Source organism: Pseudoalteromonas sp. SG43-8, from assembly GCF_014164245.1.
GTDB classification, from domain to species: domain Bacteria; phylum Pseudomonadota; class Gammaproteobacteria; order Enterobacterales; family Alteromonadaceae; genus Pseudoalteromonas; species Pseudoalteromonas distincta.
The window spans coordinates 379425-396266 of sequence record NZ_JACJEX010000002.1 but is presented as its reverse complement, the minus strand read 5'-3'; the positions used below and the strand labels follow the sequence as shown (position 1 = coordinate 396266).

Genomic DNA, 16842 nt, shown 5'->3' with positions numbered 1-16842 from the left:
TTACTGCTCCTTCATTTCTTCTCGTAGTAAAAGTTGCTGCTCAATCGTTGCTAACGATGAGAGGGTTTCTTGCATTTTATTATTAAGTGCTTGCTGCTCTTTTTTAGCATTTATTTGCATAGTTACTTGCTGCTTTTGAAGCCATAAATATTGCTTTATGTCATCAGGCCAAAAGTAAGCAAGATCGAGCTTTAGCAACTGAGTCATTACCGTATTTGGATCATCATTTATGTTTAAGCACATGAACTTAAAAAAGCGTTTAAGCTCGCTTTCGCCTGTAAAAACATCTTTGCTAGGTACCAATTTAAATCCACCACACTGATTAGCATGCCATGCAATAACCTGCTCTGCAGGAGGATAGCTTGGCTCAATTTTTGGTCTAGGCTTTGGACTAGGGTTACTGTTTTTATCGTTCGCTTTTTTTGTATCGACCACAGGTGCAGGTGTAATTGACACACGCTCTTCTTGCCCATTATTAATTTCACAACCTGATATAACCATGCTGCTACTGAGCACACATAAAATAGCGATTAAACGCAAGCGCATGTTAATTAACTCCTAGATTTTTTGTTATGGGAATTTTAATTGAAAACCGGCAACCATGTGGCTCGTTATGCTCAACACTAAGTGTACCTCTTAGCTGTTCAACAGACTCTTTTACAATAGTTAAACCCAGTCCACTGCCTTGCAGCGTAACATTTTTACTGTGTTTACCTTGATAAAATGCGCTGAAAATTTGAGTTTTTTCTTGCTCTTTAATACCGCAGCCTTTATCAATCACAACGATACAAAGCTGGTTTTGCTCAAGCGCTAAATTAATAGTAACGCTTTGCTTATCTTGTGAAAATTTTAAGCCATTTGAAATAAGCTGTATTAAAATCATCTCAATAAGCTCACTAGGTAAAGCAAGCGGTTTGTTAGGTAAAGTGTTTTGCCACTGCAGAGCTTGCTGACGCGCACTTAAGCGATGCTCAAAATGGCTATTAATTTTATTAATAAGAAGACTAAATTCAACTTCGCTTAAGCTGTCTTTACTGGTGCGAATCGCATTATAACTCAGCAAGCTGTCAATCATTGTACGAAGGCGCACCATAGATTGGCTAATAAGCTCAAGCACTGCTTTTTGCTCAGCAGTAATTGGGCCTACTATTTCATCAGTTAATAAGTCAGTGCCTTCAACCATTGAAGCAAGCGGCGTTTTTAGCTCATGAGTTACATGGCGTAAAAAAGTATCTTTTTGCTGCTCAAGCATATGAAGCTGTTCTTGTACCCATTGGAGCTTTTCTCCTAGTTCAACAAGCTCAGCTGAACCTTTCACAGATATTTTTTGCTGCCAATGCCCCTGCCCAAGCTTATCAATAACCGTAGTTAACCCTTTTAGCCGCCCACTTATGCGCCATAAAAAACCTCCCCCAACAATTAAAGTCAGAGGGATAAGTGCCACCAGCCAGTTTATAAATGACGCTTGCAGGCTTGTAAGCTCATTTTGGTTATTGGTAATTTGCGCTTCGTTTTTATCACGTAACCATAAAGTAAGTTCAGCAATTAAATCGCTCACTGGCACAAATAGCTCAGCTTGTTGTTGTTTTTGCTCAACGAGTTTTACATGCGCGGTTTGTAAGGTGGTATATAAGCGTTGCCATTGGTTGATATACTCTTTATTCGTGTTTACAAATTTGAGTTCATCAATGCTTTGTAGGGATGATTGCCATTTATCGACAATGAGCTTATCTAGCGATTCACTTTTTAATACCCAGTTTTGCCTAGTAGCGCGTTCAAGGCTGTTGAGCTCTTGCTTTAAAGTGTTAAACGATTTGGTAACTTGGTAGTTACTACTCACAATACTTTGAGTAACCGCTAATTGCTTATTAAGCGCATTTAAAAATACGATCACCACTATAGAAAGCGGCAGTAACGAAAGCAGCATACTCATTGCAAATTGCCCAATTAAATTAGGCCGCCAGTTAAGCATTGCTTGGTATTTTTTAGCTATGGTTGCTGGCATTTCGTTTAGTCCTTTTAAGTTAAGCGTTCTATTATTAAGTGCTTACCTTATACACTAGCTGAACCAGCAATTATATTTAATACGATTAACAGCCAACACTACAAAACAATGTGTCGCCAAATAGAGACAACGTAACTCGTTGATTTTAATAAACTCCCCTTTAACCCCATTGAATAGTGTTGCAAAAGGCGCACAAAAATTACAATAAACCCAGTAAAAACTTCTCACTGGCTTAAAGCTAAAAAAATAACCATTTGAAAAATAACAACAATTATTATTGGCACCATTTTTGTAATAGGAGTAATAACTTTAATCAATAAGGAAATAATTATGAACAAACGCATTTTAGTAATTTCATCATTACTGACTTTAGGCTTTTTAGGCGCTAATGCACACGCAATGGACGTTCACGCGACTTTTAACGAACTTGATAAAGACAGTAACGGCACATTAAGTGAAGCCGAAGCAGGTGAAGATGCTGTGTTACACGAGAATTTTTCTCAAATTGATACTAATCAAGATGGGCAATTGTCGCTAGATGAATTCAAAAAATTTATTCAATAAACTCATTTAATAAGGAACGTGATTATGAAACAACTTATAGCCGCTTTTTCATTAATGTTTTTAGCAATTAGTGCCACCGTAATTGCATCGCCAACAAATGTGCGTTTTGCCCACTTAGATAAAGACATGGACGGACAAATATCAATTGCAGAAGCAAAGGAAGACAAGGAAGTAATGAGACAGTTTGCCGACTTAGATGAAGACGGTGATGAAAAAATCTCAAAAAAAGAATTTGAAAGCTTTAAACCTTAATGAGTAATTACTGATTAAGCTTTACTTAAGCTTGTTATAGGTAAACTGGAATTAAAAGCATTTGCCATAATCCCTGAGGGAGTGTGTAAAAGGATTTAATGTTGGGAGTTAAATTACGGCAAGTGCTTTTTCCTTTTCACTTTATTTTAGCCACAAACTTTAAATACATCTTTTGGAAGGAACACCATGAAGATACTTCCCCTTATTATAAGCATCTTAATGCTATTAAGCTTTGATGCCGCTGCACTTGATGTAAAGCAACGCTTTGATCACCTCGATAGCGACAAAAGTGGCTATTTAACGCATGACGAACTTGATCCCCAACCACAACTATTAAACACATTTGTAAAATGGGACAAAAACCAAGATAACCAAATTTCGTTAATCGAATTTAAAAATTACCTTACCGATAACCTCTACTGAGTATTTTTCATGAAAAAAACAAGCTATATAGCGCTTTTTGCGTTTAGTATTTTTAGCACATTAGGCTTTGCTGCAAGCAACAATGTTGCAAAGCAATTTGAAAAACTTGATAAAAACCAGGATGGTTTTTTAACACGTTCAGAAACCGCTGTAGACCCCGCTTTGTGGTCTCGATTTTCAAGCTATGATCAAGACAAAGACGGCAAGCTAACGCTAAGTGAATACAGTTTATATGCAAGTAAGTAATCTTATAGCTAGGTACACAAACACCTAGCTTATTATATTTATACTATTAATTACGTTTAGACTTTATTTTTACAACAATGCGCTAAGTACTCTGCATCAGTAGGTTTTGGGCTCACCATAAAATCCATTTTGAGATAAGTTAGAATCGGTTGCTTACTCGTATTTTCAACTGTCGGTTTCCAGCTCCATAAACCCACAGCAGCTGCCGCATCAATATCAAACACGCCCTCAGGGTAAGACGAGACAACCTTATACCCTTGGGCTTCACCTTGTGAATTAATTAACATAGCAAACTCAACACAGCCTTAAATACTTTTCTTTGCAGCTTCTATCTGATATCGCGGCTCAACTCTTTTAGCAACATCCCAGTATTCACCTACCTTACTTCGCAGTTCAGGACTTGATAAATCAATAAAACTCGGCATTTCATCGTTTATTTGTTTATCAGACATTGAGCTACAGACTGTCAGCATCATGCTCAAGGGGAGTAATAAATAGAGAGCTTTCATAGCATTTCCTTATCAATTCGTTATAAATAATTTTTTAAGTAGTTGCATCAATTACCTGTTATGCAAACGCACCACCAAAGTGAGGTATATAAATACTCCACTTAAAATCTTATGACTTTCTTCTTTCTCCCGTTATTTGAAATGCTTCGCCAGCCGGACAATTCTTTAAATATTTTTCACCTACTGGTTTTGATTCAATAGTAAAATCAATTCTAATATGAGTAAGAACAGGCTGTTTAGCTACATTTACGTTAGTAGGCAACCAGGCCCATGTACTTAAAGATTGAGCTGCGGCTTCATCAAATAACCCTTTAGGATATGAGGAGGTTACTTTATATCCTTGCGCCCTACCCTCAGAATTAATGATAGTCATGAGTTCTACACAACCTGCAAGACCTTTTTTTGCAGCAGCTATTGGATATTGTGGTTCTGTTCTTGTTAAAATATTCCAATAGTCTTTCACCCTATCGCGCAGCTCAACACTTGATAAATCTATATAATCTAGCTTTTCAACAGTTTCCTCTGTCGTAGGTGTTGCTCCACATGCCACAAGTAATGAAGTTAATGGGAGTAATAAATAGAGGGCTTTCATAGCGTTTCCTTATGCTTTATTGATTGTTTTACATACTAAATATTCACATCAATTACCTATTTTGTAAACAGTTAGTATAGAGAAAAACCTTAAAATGAGGCCTATCAATTCATTGGTATTATAAAATCAAGTTTGTTAATGTAAGTAAATTAACAATAAAAATTAAGTAACTATGCCGCTCAAAAAAATAATCAAACCACTCATACTAGCCAGCCTTTGCGCTAGTTCTAGTTACACTATTGCACAAACAAAAGTAATTTATAATGCCAACGGTTATACCCCTTTATATCAAGGTGAAGTACAGCAGTTTACTACCCTCGTTATTAAAAATGGCAAGGTAGTAAAACTAGGTAGCGATACACTTAAAGATAGCTACCCATATGCCAAGCTAATTGACGCGCACGGTAATACCTTATTACCAGGCTTAATTGATGCTCATGGGCACGTTATTGGCCTTGGCGATAATTTATCGCAACTTGATGTACGCGGTGCAAAATCGGTTGATGAAGTAACGAATAAACTAAAAGTATTTGCCGATAACAAACAAGGTTGGATTATAGGGCGAGGTTGGAACCAAGAGCTATGGCCTGATACACGCTTTCCTACGGCTAAAGATTTAGACAAAGTAGTTAACGATCGACCTGTGGTGCTTTCTCGAGTTGATAGCCATGCCATTTGGGTTAATTCAAAAGCGCTCGAACTTGCAGGTATTACCGCCCAAACAAAAGCACCTGAAGGCGGTGAGATAATTAAAGACGAATTTGGCAATCCTACGGGTATTTTTGTAGACAAAGCAGAATCGCTAATTACACAGCATATGCCAGCCCCTTCAAAACAAGATATAAGTGACTCACTAGATGCAGCTGGTAAACATTTATTAAGTTTAGGCATTACCTCTACTCACGATGCAGGTATTGATAAAACCACATGGGAGGTTTACAAAGAGCGCGGCGACCTTGGTAATTTACCACTGCGTATTGTGGCAATGTTAAGTGGTGCAAGCCCTGATTTAGACACAATGTTAAAGGCAGGCCGGTACCACGACAAAAATGACTTTATGGAAATTCGCAGTGTTAAAGTTTACGCCGATGGCGCACTGGGCTCTCGTGGTGCAGCACTTATTGAAGAATATGCAGACAGACCTGGTCACCATGGTTTAATGCTTGAAACACAAGAGAAACTCGAAGCACTCTTTACACAAAGCTTTAAAAGCGGCTTTAGCGCAAATACTCACGCCATTGGCGACAAAGCAAATAAAGTAGTACTTGATGCCTATCAAAATGTGTTTAAAAAAACGGGCGGTATATTACTGCGAAACCGAATAGAGCACGCCCAAATTGTAACCCCTGATGATATCCCTCGCTTTAAAGCGTTAAAAATAATCCCTTCAATGCAGCCGGTGCATGCCACTTCTGATATGCATATGGCAGAGCAGCGTTTAACTGAAAAACAACTAAGCGGCGCCTACGCGTGGCAAACATTTTTACAGCAAGGTTCGGTGGTTGCTGCGGGCTCTGATTACCCTGTAGAGCTTGCAAATCCATTTGATGGTTTGTATTCAGCCATTACACGCATGGATCATAACGAACTACCGGAAAACGGCTGGCGCGCAAGTGAAGTACTAAGCCGCGAAGATGCATTACGTGCATTTACTCTTGGTAGCGCCTATGCAGCTCATCAAGAATTTAAGGTGGGTAGTTTAGAAAAAGGTAAATGGGCCGACTTTATTTTAATTGATAAAGACTACTTTAAAGTGCCTGTTGAGGAGATATACAAAACAAACGTACTGCAAACATGGGTAGCAGGAATAAAGCGATACGAAAAAACTAAAACAGAAAATACCACCGAAAAATAAAACTAAAAAAGGGTTAACGCAAGTTAACCCTTTTTGGTTGTGTAGGAAGGCACTTTTAGCTAAACATGTTTTTCACATCTTTTAGCATGTCGTTGTACTCATCACTTGTGAATAGCTGCATAGACGGTATAACGCCTTTGTCTATATACGTTTGCAGCGCTGCAGACTTATCAGAAACTTGTAACGTGCCCTCTAAAATAGCCCCTACTCGAATAAAATCCACGTAACTTACTTTTTCAGGTTTGTAACTTGGGTCAGCCCAGCTCTGAGCTACATCAACAAACTCTTTAGGGAATTCCCACGCTTGCATAATAGATGAGCCAACCTTTCCGCTAAGCTTTTGAATTGCATGAGCCAAAAAGCTTGGATTAGCAAACACCTCTGGGTGGCGCTCAGCTTCAGTTAAAATTGGTAATACACCAATATTATAAACAAGTGCGGCTAGTGTAATAGAATCGCGGTTTAGTGACGTGTGCTTACTATTTTTTAAATAAAACTCCATGAGTGATATTGAATGGCTAGCAACGGTTAATGTTTTTTGCCATGCCTTACCCATGTAGCCTTTAATTAGCTCATTATTTGATACAAATAATTGTTCCATAGCCATAGCTGTAGCAATGTTTTTAATTTGACGTAATCCAATACGAGTCACTGCTTGTTGTAAATTAGATACTTTTACAGAACGTCCCATAATCGCACTATTAGCTACTTTTATCATACGAGCTGAAAGCGCTGGATCTTGTGAGATTACATCTGACATTTGGATTAAATTCACATCTGGGTTATCTGCAGCTTGGCGAACCTTAATCGCTACTTCAGGTAGCGTTGGTAAAACCAACGTATCGTTATTTATTCTATCGACTAGAATCGTTAATAAAGCGTTTTCTGTAGACATAAAGCTGCCATCCTTTTGTGTTCAGCCTGTAAAGTAACCGCAAACTCAGGCATTTAATTTTCGTATTAGTAATATAATTAGTATTGTCTAACTTACCGATAAAGTTAAGAAAATTATAGAAGTTTATTTTTATTTATAATGCTTTACCGCTCATGCTTGCCTTACAACGCCAAATACTTGCTATTTACCATTTAGTTTTGCTTTAATGCACTCACAATAAGGAAGCGTTTGTACATACTTAATATTTTAACTAAAGCAGTACAAATTATTAAACTTACTTTTTAACAGGCAATATAATGATCTTAAATAAAATTAGCCAAGCAATTATGCTCTCTGGTGTTGTTTTTCTTAGCGCATGTTCTGAAAAAGCGCCGTCTTCTACCGACAACACAGCCGTAGAGCTTGCTCAAAAAAGCAGTGCACAGTCAGGCCCTAAGCTTATTAATGCAGATAAACAACGTTTAGATATTTACACCGACTTTAGCTTACAAAGTGATTTATCGCACTTAAGCGATAATCAACGAGCAATGGTTGCAAAGCTTATTGACGCTTCAAAAATAATGGATGAGTTATTTTGGAAGCAAGCATTTGGTGAAAATAAAGATGCTTTTTTAGCAAAACTAAACGATGGAAAAGTACGTAAATTTGCTGATATTAACTATGGTCCATGGGATCGTTTAAATGGTGATGAAGCATTTTTATCCAGCTATAAAGAAAAACCTCTTGGCGCACAGTTTTACCCTGCTGATATAACCAAAGAAGAGTTAAACAATGCAGACGTTGAAGACAAAACAGGGCTTTATTCTGTAATTAAGCGTGATGAGCAAGGCAAGCTTTACAGCGTGCCATATTCAAAAGAATACGCTGATGAGCTTGCAAAAGCCGCTGATATTTTACGTGAAGCAAGCAAGCTTGCTGACGATAAAGAATTTGCTAACTATCTAAACTTGCGTGCCGATGCTCTACAAAAAGATGACTTCCAAGTATCTGACTTTGCTTGGATGGATATGAAAAATAACCCAGTAGATGTGGTTATTGGTCCAATTGAAACTTATGAAGATCAATTATTTGGTTACCGCGCAGCTTATGAATCTTACGTACTTATTAAAGATTTAAAATGGAGCGAACGCTTAGCTAAATTTGCAGCATTTTTACCTGAGCTTCAAAAAGGCTTACCTGTAGATGCTAAGTACAAACAAGAAGTACCAGGCTCTGACGCCGACCTAAATGCATATGATGTTGTTTACTACGCTGGGCATTCAAACGCGGGTAGTAAAACAATTGCAATTAACTTACCAAACGATGAGCAAGTACAGCTAGAAAAAGGAACTCGTCGTCTGCAACTTAAAAACGCAATGCGTGCTAAATTTGATAAAATTTTAGTGCCAATTTCAGAGCAGTTAATTGTACCAGAGCAGCGTAAACACATTACTTTTGATGCATTTTTTGCCAATACGATGTTCCATGAAGTGGCGCATGGTTTAGGTATTAAAAATACAATTACTGGTAAAGGTACTGTTCGTCAATCATTACAAGAACACGCAAGTGCCCTTGAAGAAGGTAAAGCCGATATTTTAGGTCTATACATGATTGAACAGTTACTTAAAAAAGGCGAAATAACTGAAGGCACTATTGAAGATTATTACACGACCTTCATGGCTGGTATATTCCGCTCAGTTCGTTTTGGCGCATCAAGCGCGCATGGTAAAGCAAATATGATCCGCTTTAACTTTTTTGCTCAAGAAGGTGCTTTTTCTAAAAATGAAGAAGGCTTATACCGCGTTAATATGGAAAAAATGAGCATTGCAATGGCCAAGCTTTCTCGCTTAATTTTAACTCTGCAAGGTGATGGCGATTACGAAAAAGTAGATCAACTAATTGCAACGCATGGCGACATTAAAGAAGAACTTGCTAAAGACTTAGAAAAACTAAGTAAAGCTAATATCCCTGTAGATGTAACATTTAAGCAAGGTAAAGAGGTACTAGGGCTTAAATAAGTTTAGTTAAACTTAGTTAAACCCTAAAAAAGCGTTGCGGCTTAAAACTGCAGCGCTTTTTTTAGCTCTGTGATTTGTACATCTGTATACGGCACTGCTGGGTGCTTACCCCATATTGGCGCAGGCCATGCAGCATCACTCGTAAAACGCGCAATATGATGAATATGCAATTGCGGCACCATATTCCCTAAAGCCGCTATGTTTAATTTATCTGGTTTAAATACATCCATTAATAATTTACTTAGCTTGGCTGACTCTTTTAAATAAACAATTTGATCATCCTCAGATAAATCAATTATCTCTTTTAAGTTAGCCTGCCTAGGCACTAATACAAACCACGGATACAAGCTGTCGTTCAGTAAAAGCACTTTACACAATGGCCAATCGGCAAGTTCTATACAGTCGCGTTTAAGTTCTGGCGCTAGTTTAAATTCAGGGTGAGTCATTGCTATGTCCTACTTTGTCTTTGATAATCGCCACTTTATAGCATTTAGTTGCAGTTGCACACGCTTGGCTTTACCATCAAAGCAATATTTATAATAAGCTAAGGCAACCTTGTGCTAAAAAAAATAAAACACCTCTCACTAGCTATACCGTTAATGGTTGGCGCTATTAGTGTTCAAGCAAAACCTTTATCGCTGGAGCGAATTTTTGACGATCCGAGCCTTTCTGGTAAATCACCTGTACAACTTAAATTTTCGCCTGACGGCAGCCGTGTAACTTACCTACAAGGCAAAAGCGATGACTACAACCGCTACGATTTATGGGAATACAATCTAAAAGATAACACCAACCGTGTGCTAGTTGATTCGGCAAAGTTATTTTCAGGCCCAGAAAACCTATCAGATGAAGAAAAAGCACGCCGCGAACGCCAACGTATTTTTGGTAAAGGCATACTTGAATACAAATGGTCTAAAGATGGCAAAGCACTTTTATTCCCACTCAATGGTGACCTTTATTATTACGATTTAGCCTCAGCTAAAAGTAAAAAACTAACCGACACTGAAGCATTTGAAACCGATGCACGCTTTTCACCTAAAGGTAACTACGTATCGTTTATTCGAGAGCAAAACCTATTCGCTTTAGAGCTTGAGACTGGTAAAGAGATTCAGCTTAGTAAAGATGGCGGCGGCGTAATTAAAAACGGCATGGCCGAATTTGTTGCTCAAGAAGAAATGAGCCGCATGACAGGTTACTGGTGGTCAGGTGATGAAACTAAAATTGCCTATACCCGCGTTGACGAAACCCCAGTAAAAGAAGCTATCCGTAATGAAATTTACGCTGACGAAGTTAAATTATTTAACCAGCGCTACCCGTTTACAGGTACCGATAACGTAAAAATTCAACTTGGTGTGGTTAAGCTAAACGACCAAAAAGTAGATTGGATTGATTTAGGTAAAAATGAAGACATTTACATTGCACGCGCTAAGTGGCTAAAAGACGGCAATACACTGTCGTACCAATGGCAAAATCGCTCGCAACATAAATTAGAGCTGCGTTTTTATAACAGCGAAACTAAAGCCCAAAAAGTAGCGCTGACCGAAAACAGCGAAACGTGGATAAACCTACATTTTGATCTTGAGTTTTTAAAAGACAAAAAACATTTTGTATGGGCATCTGAGCGCGACGGCTTTAAACATTTATATCTGTATCGCACAAACGGTCAACTTGTTCGTCAAATCACCTCAGGTGATTGGGCTGTTGATAGCTTAAAAGGTATTGATGAGAAAAAAGGCATTGTTTACTTTGCCGGTCGAAAAGATACACCGCTTGAAAGCCATTTATACAGTGCGCCTTTATTTAAAAAAGGCGATGCCAAACGTATCACCGAAAAAGGTCAGTACCACAATGTTGTGCTAGCAAAGGACAGCAAAACCTTTATCGATAATAGCTCGTCTGATAATAAACCAAACTCAGCAGCACTTCGTAAAGTAAACGGCGAATTTATTACCTGGCTTGAAGAAAATAAGCTAGATAGTAACCACCCGCTTACTCCTTATTTAAGCGACTTAACAAAACCAGAATACGGCACAATTAAAGCCGAAGATGGTCAAGTTATGCATTACCGTTTATTTAAGCCTAGCACTATTGCTGATGGCAAAAAGCACCCCGTTATTGTTAACGTATACGGCGGCCCGCATGCCCAACGAGTAACGAATAGCTGGCGCAGTAAAAATTTGTACTTTCAGTACATGGCGCAACAAGGTTATGTAATTTTTCAACTGGATAACCGTGGTTCGTACAACCGTGGTAAAAAGTTTGAAGATGCTATTTATAAACATTTAGGTGTGGTTGAAGTTGCCGATCAAATTAAAGGCGTAGAGTTTTTACGTACACTTGATTACGTTGATCCACAACGCATCGGTGTTTATGGCCACAGCTACGGCGGCTACATGGCGCTTATGACTATGTTTAAAGCGGGCGATTACTTTCAAGCCGGCGTATCAGGTGCTCCAGTAACCGATTGGGCTCTATACGATACACATTACACAGAGCGTTATTTAGGTCACCCCGATACAAATGCTAAAGGCTATGAAGACAGCGCAGTATTTCCATATGCTGATGGCTTAAAAGGCCCATTAATGATTTACCATGGAATGGCTGATGACAACGTATTGTTTACGCATTCAACTAAGTTGTTTAAACAACTGCAAGATAACGAAAAACAGTTTGAAATGATGACCTACCCAGGCTCTAAGCACAGCCTACGCGGTAAACAAGTGCAAACACACTTACATCAAACAATTACAAACTTCTTTAATCGCCATTTTGACGTTAAATAAGCAAGTAAAGTAATAACAGACTAAAGGCTGATTGATAAATCAGCCTTTTTTTTGCATTAATAGGCGTTAAGCCTAGATTAAACTCTTTTTTTAGCTACGCTTATTCTATGCGCTAAAGCGCACACTTTTTGAGGATAAATGTATGCCTAATCTACGAAGTTTTAGTATAACCCAGCGTTTTTCACTGTTAATAGCCATCGTTGTATTTGGACTAATAATACTTAGTATATCGAGCCTAACTCACCAATATAGTTCGCTAAAAGACGAGCAATACATAAAAACACAAAATGTAGTAGAAACGGCGTACAGTATAATCGAACACTATTATGCGCTTGAACAAGATAACACTCTCACTCAACAACAAGCTCAATCACAAGCACTTAATGCAATAAAAGCACTGCGCTACGACAAAACCAATTACTTTTGGATTAACAATTACCAGCCAACAATGGTTATGCACCCTATAAAACCTGCGCTTGATGGAAAAGATTTAACTAATAACAAGGACCCTGACGGCAAAGCATTGTTTGTTGATATGGTAAATATAGTTAAACGCTCTGGCGAAGGATTTATCCCTTATAAATGGCCAAAACCAGGTAAAGATAAACCGGTTGAAAAAATCGCATTTGTTAAAGGTTTTAATCAATGGCAGTGGATTATTGGCTCGGGTGTTTACCTTGATTCAATTGACGAAGCATTTAGTGAGCAACGTAACCTTATAGTCATCAGTGCAATAATTATGATTATTGCTGTTATTTTACTTAGTTACTTTATAGGTAAGAGTATTTTAATACCGACTCGCTTAGCAGCCGATATGATGAAAGATATTTCTCAAGGCGAAGGCGATTTAACCCGTAAATTAAATGAATCCGGTAATGATGAAATATCTGAACTATCACGTTCATTTAATTTATTTGCTCTAAAAATGCGAGAGTCACTTGTTCATGTAGCACAAAGTGCAAACGATGTAAGCGAACATGCGCATACAGTTGACGACTCAAGTAGAACAAGCCACTCATTTATTGAGCTTCAAAACGATAGTTCAACCCAAGTTGCAGCTGCCATGGAGCAAATGACTCACCAAATACACGATGTGAGCCGTAACGCTGAAGCCGCAGAGCAAGCAGCTAAGGATGCAGCACAAAACGCATCAACGGGTAAAAATGTGGTTGCGCAAACAATTACAGCAATAGAAACACTCTCAAGCAACATTGAAACAGTCAGCCGTGTAACAGAAGATTTAGCCAACGAGAGCCATAATATAGGCTCTGTGCTTGACGTAATAAGAAGTATATCGGAGCAGACAAACTTACTGGCATTAAACGCTGCCATTGAAGCTGCTCGCGCAGGAGAGCATGGTCGAGGATTTGCTGTTGTTGCTGATGAAGTAAGAACGTTGGCAAGTCGTACAGGGCAAAGTACTGACGAAATTCAAACCATGATCACTAAACTACAAGAAGGTGCAAAAGCAGCAGTAGAAGCAGTTAAATCAAGCCAAGCACTTTCAGTTTCTACCGTAGAGCAGGCGTCATCAGCCAATACTTCACTTAATGAAATAGAACGACTTGTTTCAATTATTACCGAAATGAACAGCCAAATAGCACGTGCCACAGAGCAACAAACGCAAGCTGCCGACGAGGTTAATTTGCGTATTAATGAGCTATCTCAATCAACTGAGCAATCATTAAATAATACTAAGCAGCTTACCGATGCCAGTGATAACCTTAAACAAAGTAGCGAAGGTCTTTCGAGCGTAGTTAATCGTTTTAAATTAGATTAATCGATAGCGTTCTCATAAAATGCAAAAGCCCTGAATTAACAGGGCTTTTTTATTACATGTAAGTTTTTAGCTTACAAACAATAACGTGCAAACAAGCTCGTTACTGATGCAGCTGTTGGCTTACCATGCTGCCAATCACCGCCTTCAACACCGCTACCTGCTATATCCATATGAACATAAGGTAGAGGCTGTGCAGAGTCATTACCGTGCTTATCAAGCCCACCAACAATAGCCATAAACGCCATAGGGAACTGATGTCCACGAGCAGTAACGGCAGATGCTGCGTTATTGCTAGATAAAACATCGTCAGCTAGCGTACGTGGTTTAATAAAGTCGTAGTCTTCACGGCGTGAACGCGATACTTCAGCGCCATCGGCCCACAAATCTCCAAGGTCAGCTATTTGACGTGAGACACCAGCACTACGAGCTGGACCATTTTCAACATACGCACCGTAAGGACCCATTGCACGTGCCGCATGACCCGTTAATGTAGCAACAGTAAACAGCGTTGGGTTAATCTCACCTTTAGCTAAATCTTTCATTTCGCTAAGCAGGTCGCCCATTGCTAAACGCCCTTCTGCATCGGTATTACCAATACGTACACGAACACCTTCACGGCTCGTAATAATTTCATCTGGCACAAAACAATCTGAGCCAATAGAGTTACGAACAACAGCTAAGTACGATACCACTTTAACGCCTTTAGGCTGATAATCAGCAACGGCTTTCATAAAGCCCGCAACAGAAGCTGCGCCGCCTTTATCACGACTCATGCCTGCCATATGGCCGCCTACTTTTAAATCTGCACCGCCTGTATCGTATACAAGGCCCTTACCTACAAACATAAGTGTGCGAGTAATTTCTCCCTCTGGTACATATTCAAGCTTAACAACACGTGGGTGATGGCGCTCAACTGCATACGATGCGCGAGCAACTGTACTTAGCATTGGGTAGTTTTTATCGATAGCTGCAATATCATCAATTACGTCAACTGCAATGTTTGAGCCTTTAAACAATTCGACGCAGTAATCAGCAAAACGTGGGGGAGCCATACGCTCAGGTTCAGTGCCACACAGGTCACGCGCTGCATATTGGCCAGCTGCAATTGCATTAACAGCTTTAATAGTTTGCTCGCTTGCGCCAACTAAACCAATCTGTGTAATTGGTTCAATGCTTTCACCGTGATATTCACGCGCTTCTAATGGCTGCCATAAGGCTTGGCAAGCGCCTAAATAAGCAACTTCTAAAGCATGCTGATAACGGCTATCGCCATTTAAATTTGGTAAAAATAATGCAGGGTTAACACTGCCCGACGCTTTTGCTTCGTTAATTGCTAATTTAGCAGCATCAAAATAACGACGCACGTCGTCGTAATCTCTATTTAACGGACCGGTTGGCGCAAGTACAACGCGCTTGTTTTCAATTACTAATAAAGTCACTTGCTTACCGATGCGAGAATCTACGTTTGCTTGAGCTAAAATAGCATCACGTAATGAGTTATTTGGTAACTGAGAAAAGTCATTACTAATAATAATAAGCGCATCATGAGATGTGCATTCAAGGCTTGCACTAACCGCTTGAGGGTATGCCATAAATAAGGTCCTGTTAGAAAACATAAGCCCCTATTATCGTCGATTTAAATATTGAAGACCAGCAAGGAGCGATGAGCTAATCACATAACCTATCAATAAATGGCAACTTGGAGTTACAGGCTTTACAGCTTAATCGAGAATACTAAGTTGGAAGTTTTGCTCTGGCTCGTTTTTAATGCCAACGCCTATGCCAAGTAATCTTACAGGCTGTTGAAGCCCACGCTGGTAAGCCTTAGTAAGTAGTTGAACAAATATTTCTGTATTTAGCTCGTGATATACCTGATCGGCTGAGGTCACTACAAAATTTGCAAACTTCACCTTAACACTCAATTTATTAATACGGTTTTGTAACTGCTGTTTATTTAGCCTTAAAACTAATTCCTCTAACAATCTTGGCAGCTCATCTAAGCACTCTTGCAAACTTGTTTTGTTGTACTCGTAGGTATGTTCAACACTCAGCGATTTTCTTATACGATCTGTGGATACTTTACCAACATACTCACCTGCACATTTTTGATAAAGCGACACACCAAAATTACCCACATGTTGCTGCATCCAGTTAACGCCTTTTTCACGTACATCCTTGCCAGTATATAAGCCTTTTAAATTTAGCTTTTCGAGCGTTACTTTGCCCACTCCTGGAATTTTCCCCAACGGTAATTGCGCTAAAAAGTCATCAACCTCATCAGGCAAAACGACAAATTGACCATTCGGTTTGTTTTCGTCACTGGCTATTTTGGCAATAAATTTAATCGGTGCAATACCTGCTGATGCAGTGAGCCCTGTAGCATTGTAAATATCGGCTCTTATTTGCTGTGCAATAAGTGTGGCACTGCCTTTACATGCGGTGCTGTCTGTTACATCTAGATAGGCTTCGTCTAAAGAAAGGGGTTCAATTAAGTCTGTGTAGCGGCTAAATACTTCACGTATTTGGTTTGAAGCTTCTTTGTATACAGCCATGCGCCCTGGGACAATAACTAAATCGGGGCATAATTGTTTAGCATGATAGTTCGACATAGCCGATCGTACGCCATACTCTCTAGCTATATAGTTAGCGGTTGAGAGCACGCCTCGTCGGCTATTGCCTCCAATAGCAAGCGGTACACATGCAAGTTTTGGATTATCTCGCATTTCTACTGCTGCATAAAAGCAATCCATGTCTATGTGAATAAACTTCTTCATCACCACAACAATAACTGGTTATTTATACAGTCATTATTATAGAATCACATGCGATAAGCAAGCCTAGGGCCTGTTTATCTTTCGAGGTTAAATTTGCAGCAGTATGTTTGGTATTTAGGCAAGGCAGAGCCTATATAGTGTGGTTATTCCCCATAAATAGGCGATAA

Annotated in this window: 16 protein-coding genes and 1 pseudogene; 8 read left to right on the top strand and 9 right to left on the bottom strand. The window is 39.1% G+C overall.

The window, feature by feature from the left end; all coding sequences use genetic code 11:
* On the bottom strand, positions 1-546 hold the full coding sequence (locus H5122_RS07045; protein WP_182681782.1) for a hypothetical protein: 546 nt from the start codon (positions 544-546) through the stop codon (positions 1-3).
* A gap of 1 nt (position 547) precedes the next feature.
* Entirely contained in the window at positions 548-2005 is a 1458-nt protein-coding gene (locus tag H5122_RS07040; protein WP_182681781.1) for a sensor histidine kinase KdpD, read from the bottom strand.
* Between the two features lie 330 nt (positions 2006-2335).
* Here H5122_RS07040 and H5122_RS07035 point away from each other — a divergent pair, with 330 nt between their 5' ends.
* The 4 genes from H5122_RS07035 to H5122_RS07020 all read left to right on the top strand — a co-directional run bounded on the left by H5122_RS07035 (position 2336) and on the right by H5122_RS07020 (position 3490).
* The gene (locus H5122_RS07035; protein WP_182681780.1) at positions 2336-2569 is read left to right on the top strand and encodes an EF-hand domain-containing protein; all 234 of its coding nucleotides are present in this window, start codon (positions 2336-2338) and stop codon (positions 2567-2569) included.
* A 24-nt stretch (positions 2570-2593) separates the two neighbouring features.
* Positions 2594-2821 carry a hypothetical protein gene (locus tag H5122_RS07030; protein WP_024604359.1) on the top strand — a complete coding sequence of 76 codons (228 nt, stop codon included), beginning with the start codon at positions 2594-2596 and terminating at the stop codon, positions 2819-2821.
* 186 nt (positions 2822-3007) lie between these two features.
* Complete coding sequence (locus tag H5122_RS07025; RefSeq protein ID WP_182681779.1) at positions 3008-3244, top strand: EF-hand domain-containing protein; 237 nt, start codon at positions 3008-3010, stop codon at positions 3242-3244.
* A 9-nt stretch (positions 3245-3253) separates the two neighbouring features.
* Positions 3254-3490, top strand: coding sequence for an EF-hand domain-containing protein (locus tag H5122_RS07020; protein ID WP_182681778.1), 237 nt, complete (start codon positions 3254-3256; stop codon positions 3488-3490).
* A 56-nt stretch (positions 3491-3546) separates the two neighbouring features.
* On the opposite strand, the pseudogene H5122_RS20195 reads toward H5122_RS07020, so the two are convergent.
* From H5122_RS20195 to H5122_RS07010, 3 genes and pseudogenes are all read right to left on the bottom strand, one after another.
* Positions 3547-3783 (bottom strand): annotated as a pseudogene (locus H5122_RS20195) (energy transducer TonB); the annotation flags it as partial.
* Positions 3784-3795: 12 nt separating this feature from the next.
* Complete coding sequence (locus H5122_RS20190; RefSeq protein WP_259395751.1) at positions 3796-3999, bottom strand: hypothetical protein; 204 nt, start codon at positions 3997-3999, stop codon at positions 3796-3798.
* 109 nt (positions 4000-4108) lie between these two features.
* Positions 4109-4591: an energy transducer TonB gene (locus tag H5122_RS07010; RefSeq protein ID WP_182672839.1), complete on the bottom strand. Its 483-nt coding sequence runs from the start codon at positions 4589-4591 to the stop codon at positions 4109-4111.
* Positions 4592-4763: 172 nt separating this feature from the next.
* Between H5122_RS07010 and H5122_RS07005 the strand changes: the two genes are divergently transcribed.
* A complete protein-coding gene (locus H5122_RS07005) occupies positions 4764-6446 on the top strand; it encodes an amidohydrolase (protein WP_182681777.1) in 1683 nt (560 codons plus the stop codon).
* Positions 6447-6501: 55 nt separating this feature from the next.
* Here H5122_RS07005 and H5122_RS07000 read toward each other — a convergent pair whose 3' ends face one another.
* A complete protein-coding gene (locus H5122_RS07000; protein WP_039485043.1) occupies positions 6502-7341 on the bottom strand; it encodes an HDOD domain-containing protein in 840 nt (279 codons plus the stop codon).
* Between the two features lie 296 nt (positions 7342-7637).
* Between H5122_RS07000 and H5122_RS06995 the strand changes: the two genes are divergently transcribed.
* Positions 7638-9338, top strand: coding sequence for a dipeptidyl-peptidase 3 family protein (locus H5122_RS06995; RefSeq protein ID WP_182681776.1), 1701 nt, complete (start codon positions 7638-7640; stop codon positions 9336-9338).
* A 41-nt stretch (positions 9339-9379) separates the two neighbouring features.
* On the opposite strand, the gene H5122_RS06990 is transcribed toward H5122_RS06995, so the two are convergent.
* The gene (locus H5122_RS06990) at positions 9380-9784 is read right to left on the bottom strand and encodes an HIT domain-containing protein (protein WP_182681775.1); all 405 of its coding nucleotides are present in this window, start codon (positions 9782-9784) and stop codon (positions 9380-9382) included.
* Positions 9785-9895: 111 nt separating this feature from the next.
* Here H5122_RS06990 and H5122_RS06985 point away from each other — a divergent pair, with 111 nt between their 5' ends.
* Positions 9896-12121 (top strand): S9 family peptidase, encoded by a 2226-nt coding sequence (locus H5122_RS06985; protein ID WP_182681774.1) that lies wholly within the window; start codon positions 9896-9898, stop codon positions 12119-12121.
* A gap of 142 nt (positions 12122-12263) precedes the next feature.
* The gene (locus H5122_RS06980; RefSeq protein ID WP_182673317.1) at positions 12264-13901 is read left to right on the top strand and encodes a methyl-accepting chemotaxis protein; all 1638 of its coding nucleotides are present in this window, start codon (positions 12264-12266) and stop codon (positions 13899-13901) included.
* A 71-nt stretch (positions 13902-13972) separates the two neighbouring features.
* On the opposite strand, the gene H5122_RS06975 is transcribed toward H5122_RS06980, so the two are convergent.
* Entirely contained in the window at positions 13973-15493 is a 1521-nt protein-coding gene (locus H5122_RS06975) for a leucyl aminopeptidase family protein (RefSeq protein WP_039485056.1), read from the bottom strand.
* A gap of 129 nt (positions 15494-15622) precedes the next feature.
* Positions 15623-16675: a DNA polymerase IV gene (gene dinB / locus H5122_RS06970; RefSeq protein WP_039485058.1), complete on the bottom strand. Its 1053-nt coding sequence runs from the start codon at positions 16673-16675 to the stop codon at positions 15623-15625.
* Between the last annotated feature and the right edge of the window lie 167 nt (positions 16676-16842).

Excerpts from the sequence above, each read along its gene's own strand:
- H5122_RS07045 (WP_182681782.1), bottom strand. The coding sequence starts at position 546 with ATGCGCTTGCGTTTAATCGCTATTTTATGTGTGCTCAGTAGCAGCATG.
- H5122_RS07040 (WP_182681781.1), bottom strand. The coding sequence starts at position 2,005 with ATGCCAGCAACCATAGCTAAAAAATACCAAGCAATGCTTAACTGGCGG.
- H5122_RS07035 (WP_182681780.1), top strand. The coding sequence starts at position 2,336 with ATGAACAAACGCATTTTAGTAATTTCATCATTACTGACTTTAGGCTTT.
- H5122_RS07030 (WP_024604359.1), top strand. The coding sequence starts at position 2,594 with ATGAAACAACTTATAGCCGCTTTTTCATTAATGTTTTTAGCAATTAGT.
- H5122_RS07025 (WP_182681779.1), top strand. The coding sequence starts at position 3,008 with ATGAAGATACTTCCCCTTATTATAAGCATCTTAATGCTATTAAGCTTT.
- H5122_RS07020 (WP_182681778.1), top strand. The coding sequence starts at position 3,254 with ATGAAAAAAACAAGCTATATAGCGCTTTTTGCGTTTAGTATTTTTAGC.
- H5122_RS20190 (WP_259395751.1), bottom strand. The coding sequence starts at position 3,999 with ATGAAAGCTCTCTATTTATTACTCCCCTTGAGCATGATGCTGACAGTC.
- H5122_RS07010 (WP_182672839.1), bottom strand. The coding sequence starts at position 4,591 with ATGAAAGCCCTCTATTTATTACTCCCATTAACTTCATTACTTGTGGCA.
- H5122_RS07005 (WP_182681777.1), top strand. The coding sequence starts at position 4,764 with ATGCCGCTCAAAAAAATAATCAAACCACTCATACTAGCCAGCCTTTGC.
- H5122_RS07000 (WP_039485043.1), bottom strand. The coding sequence starts at position 7,341 with ATGTCTACAGAAAACGCTTTATTAACGATTCTAGTCGATAGAATAAAT.
- H5122_RS06995 (WP_182681776.1), top strand. The coding sequence starts at position 7,638 with ATGATCTTAAATAAAATTAGCCAAGCAATTATGCTCTCTGGTGTTGTT.
- H5122_RS06990 (WP_182681775.1), bottom strand. The coding sequence starts at position 9,784 with ATGACTCACCCTGAATTTAAACTAGCGCCAGAACTTAAACGCGACTGT.
- H5122_RS06980 (WP_182673317.1), top strand. The coding sequence starts at position 12,264 with ATGCCTAATCTACGAAGTTTTAGTATAACCCAGCGTTTTTCACTGTTA.
- H5122_RS06975 (WP_039485056.1), bottom strand. The coding sequence starts at position 15,493 with ATGGCATACCCTCAAGCGGTTAGTGCAAGCCTTGAATGCACATCTCAT.
- dinB (WP_039485058.1), bottom strand. The coding sequence starts at position 16,675 with ATGAAGAAGTTTATTCACATAGACATGGATTGCTTTTATGCAGCAGTA.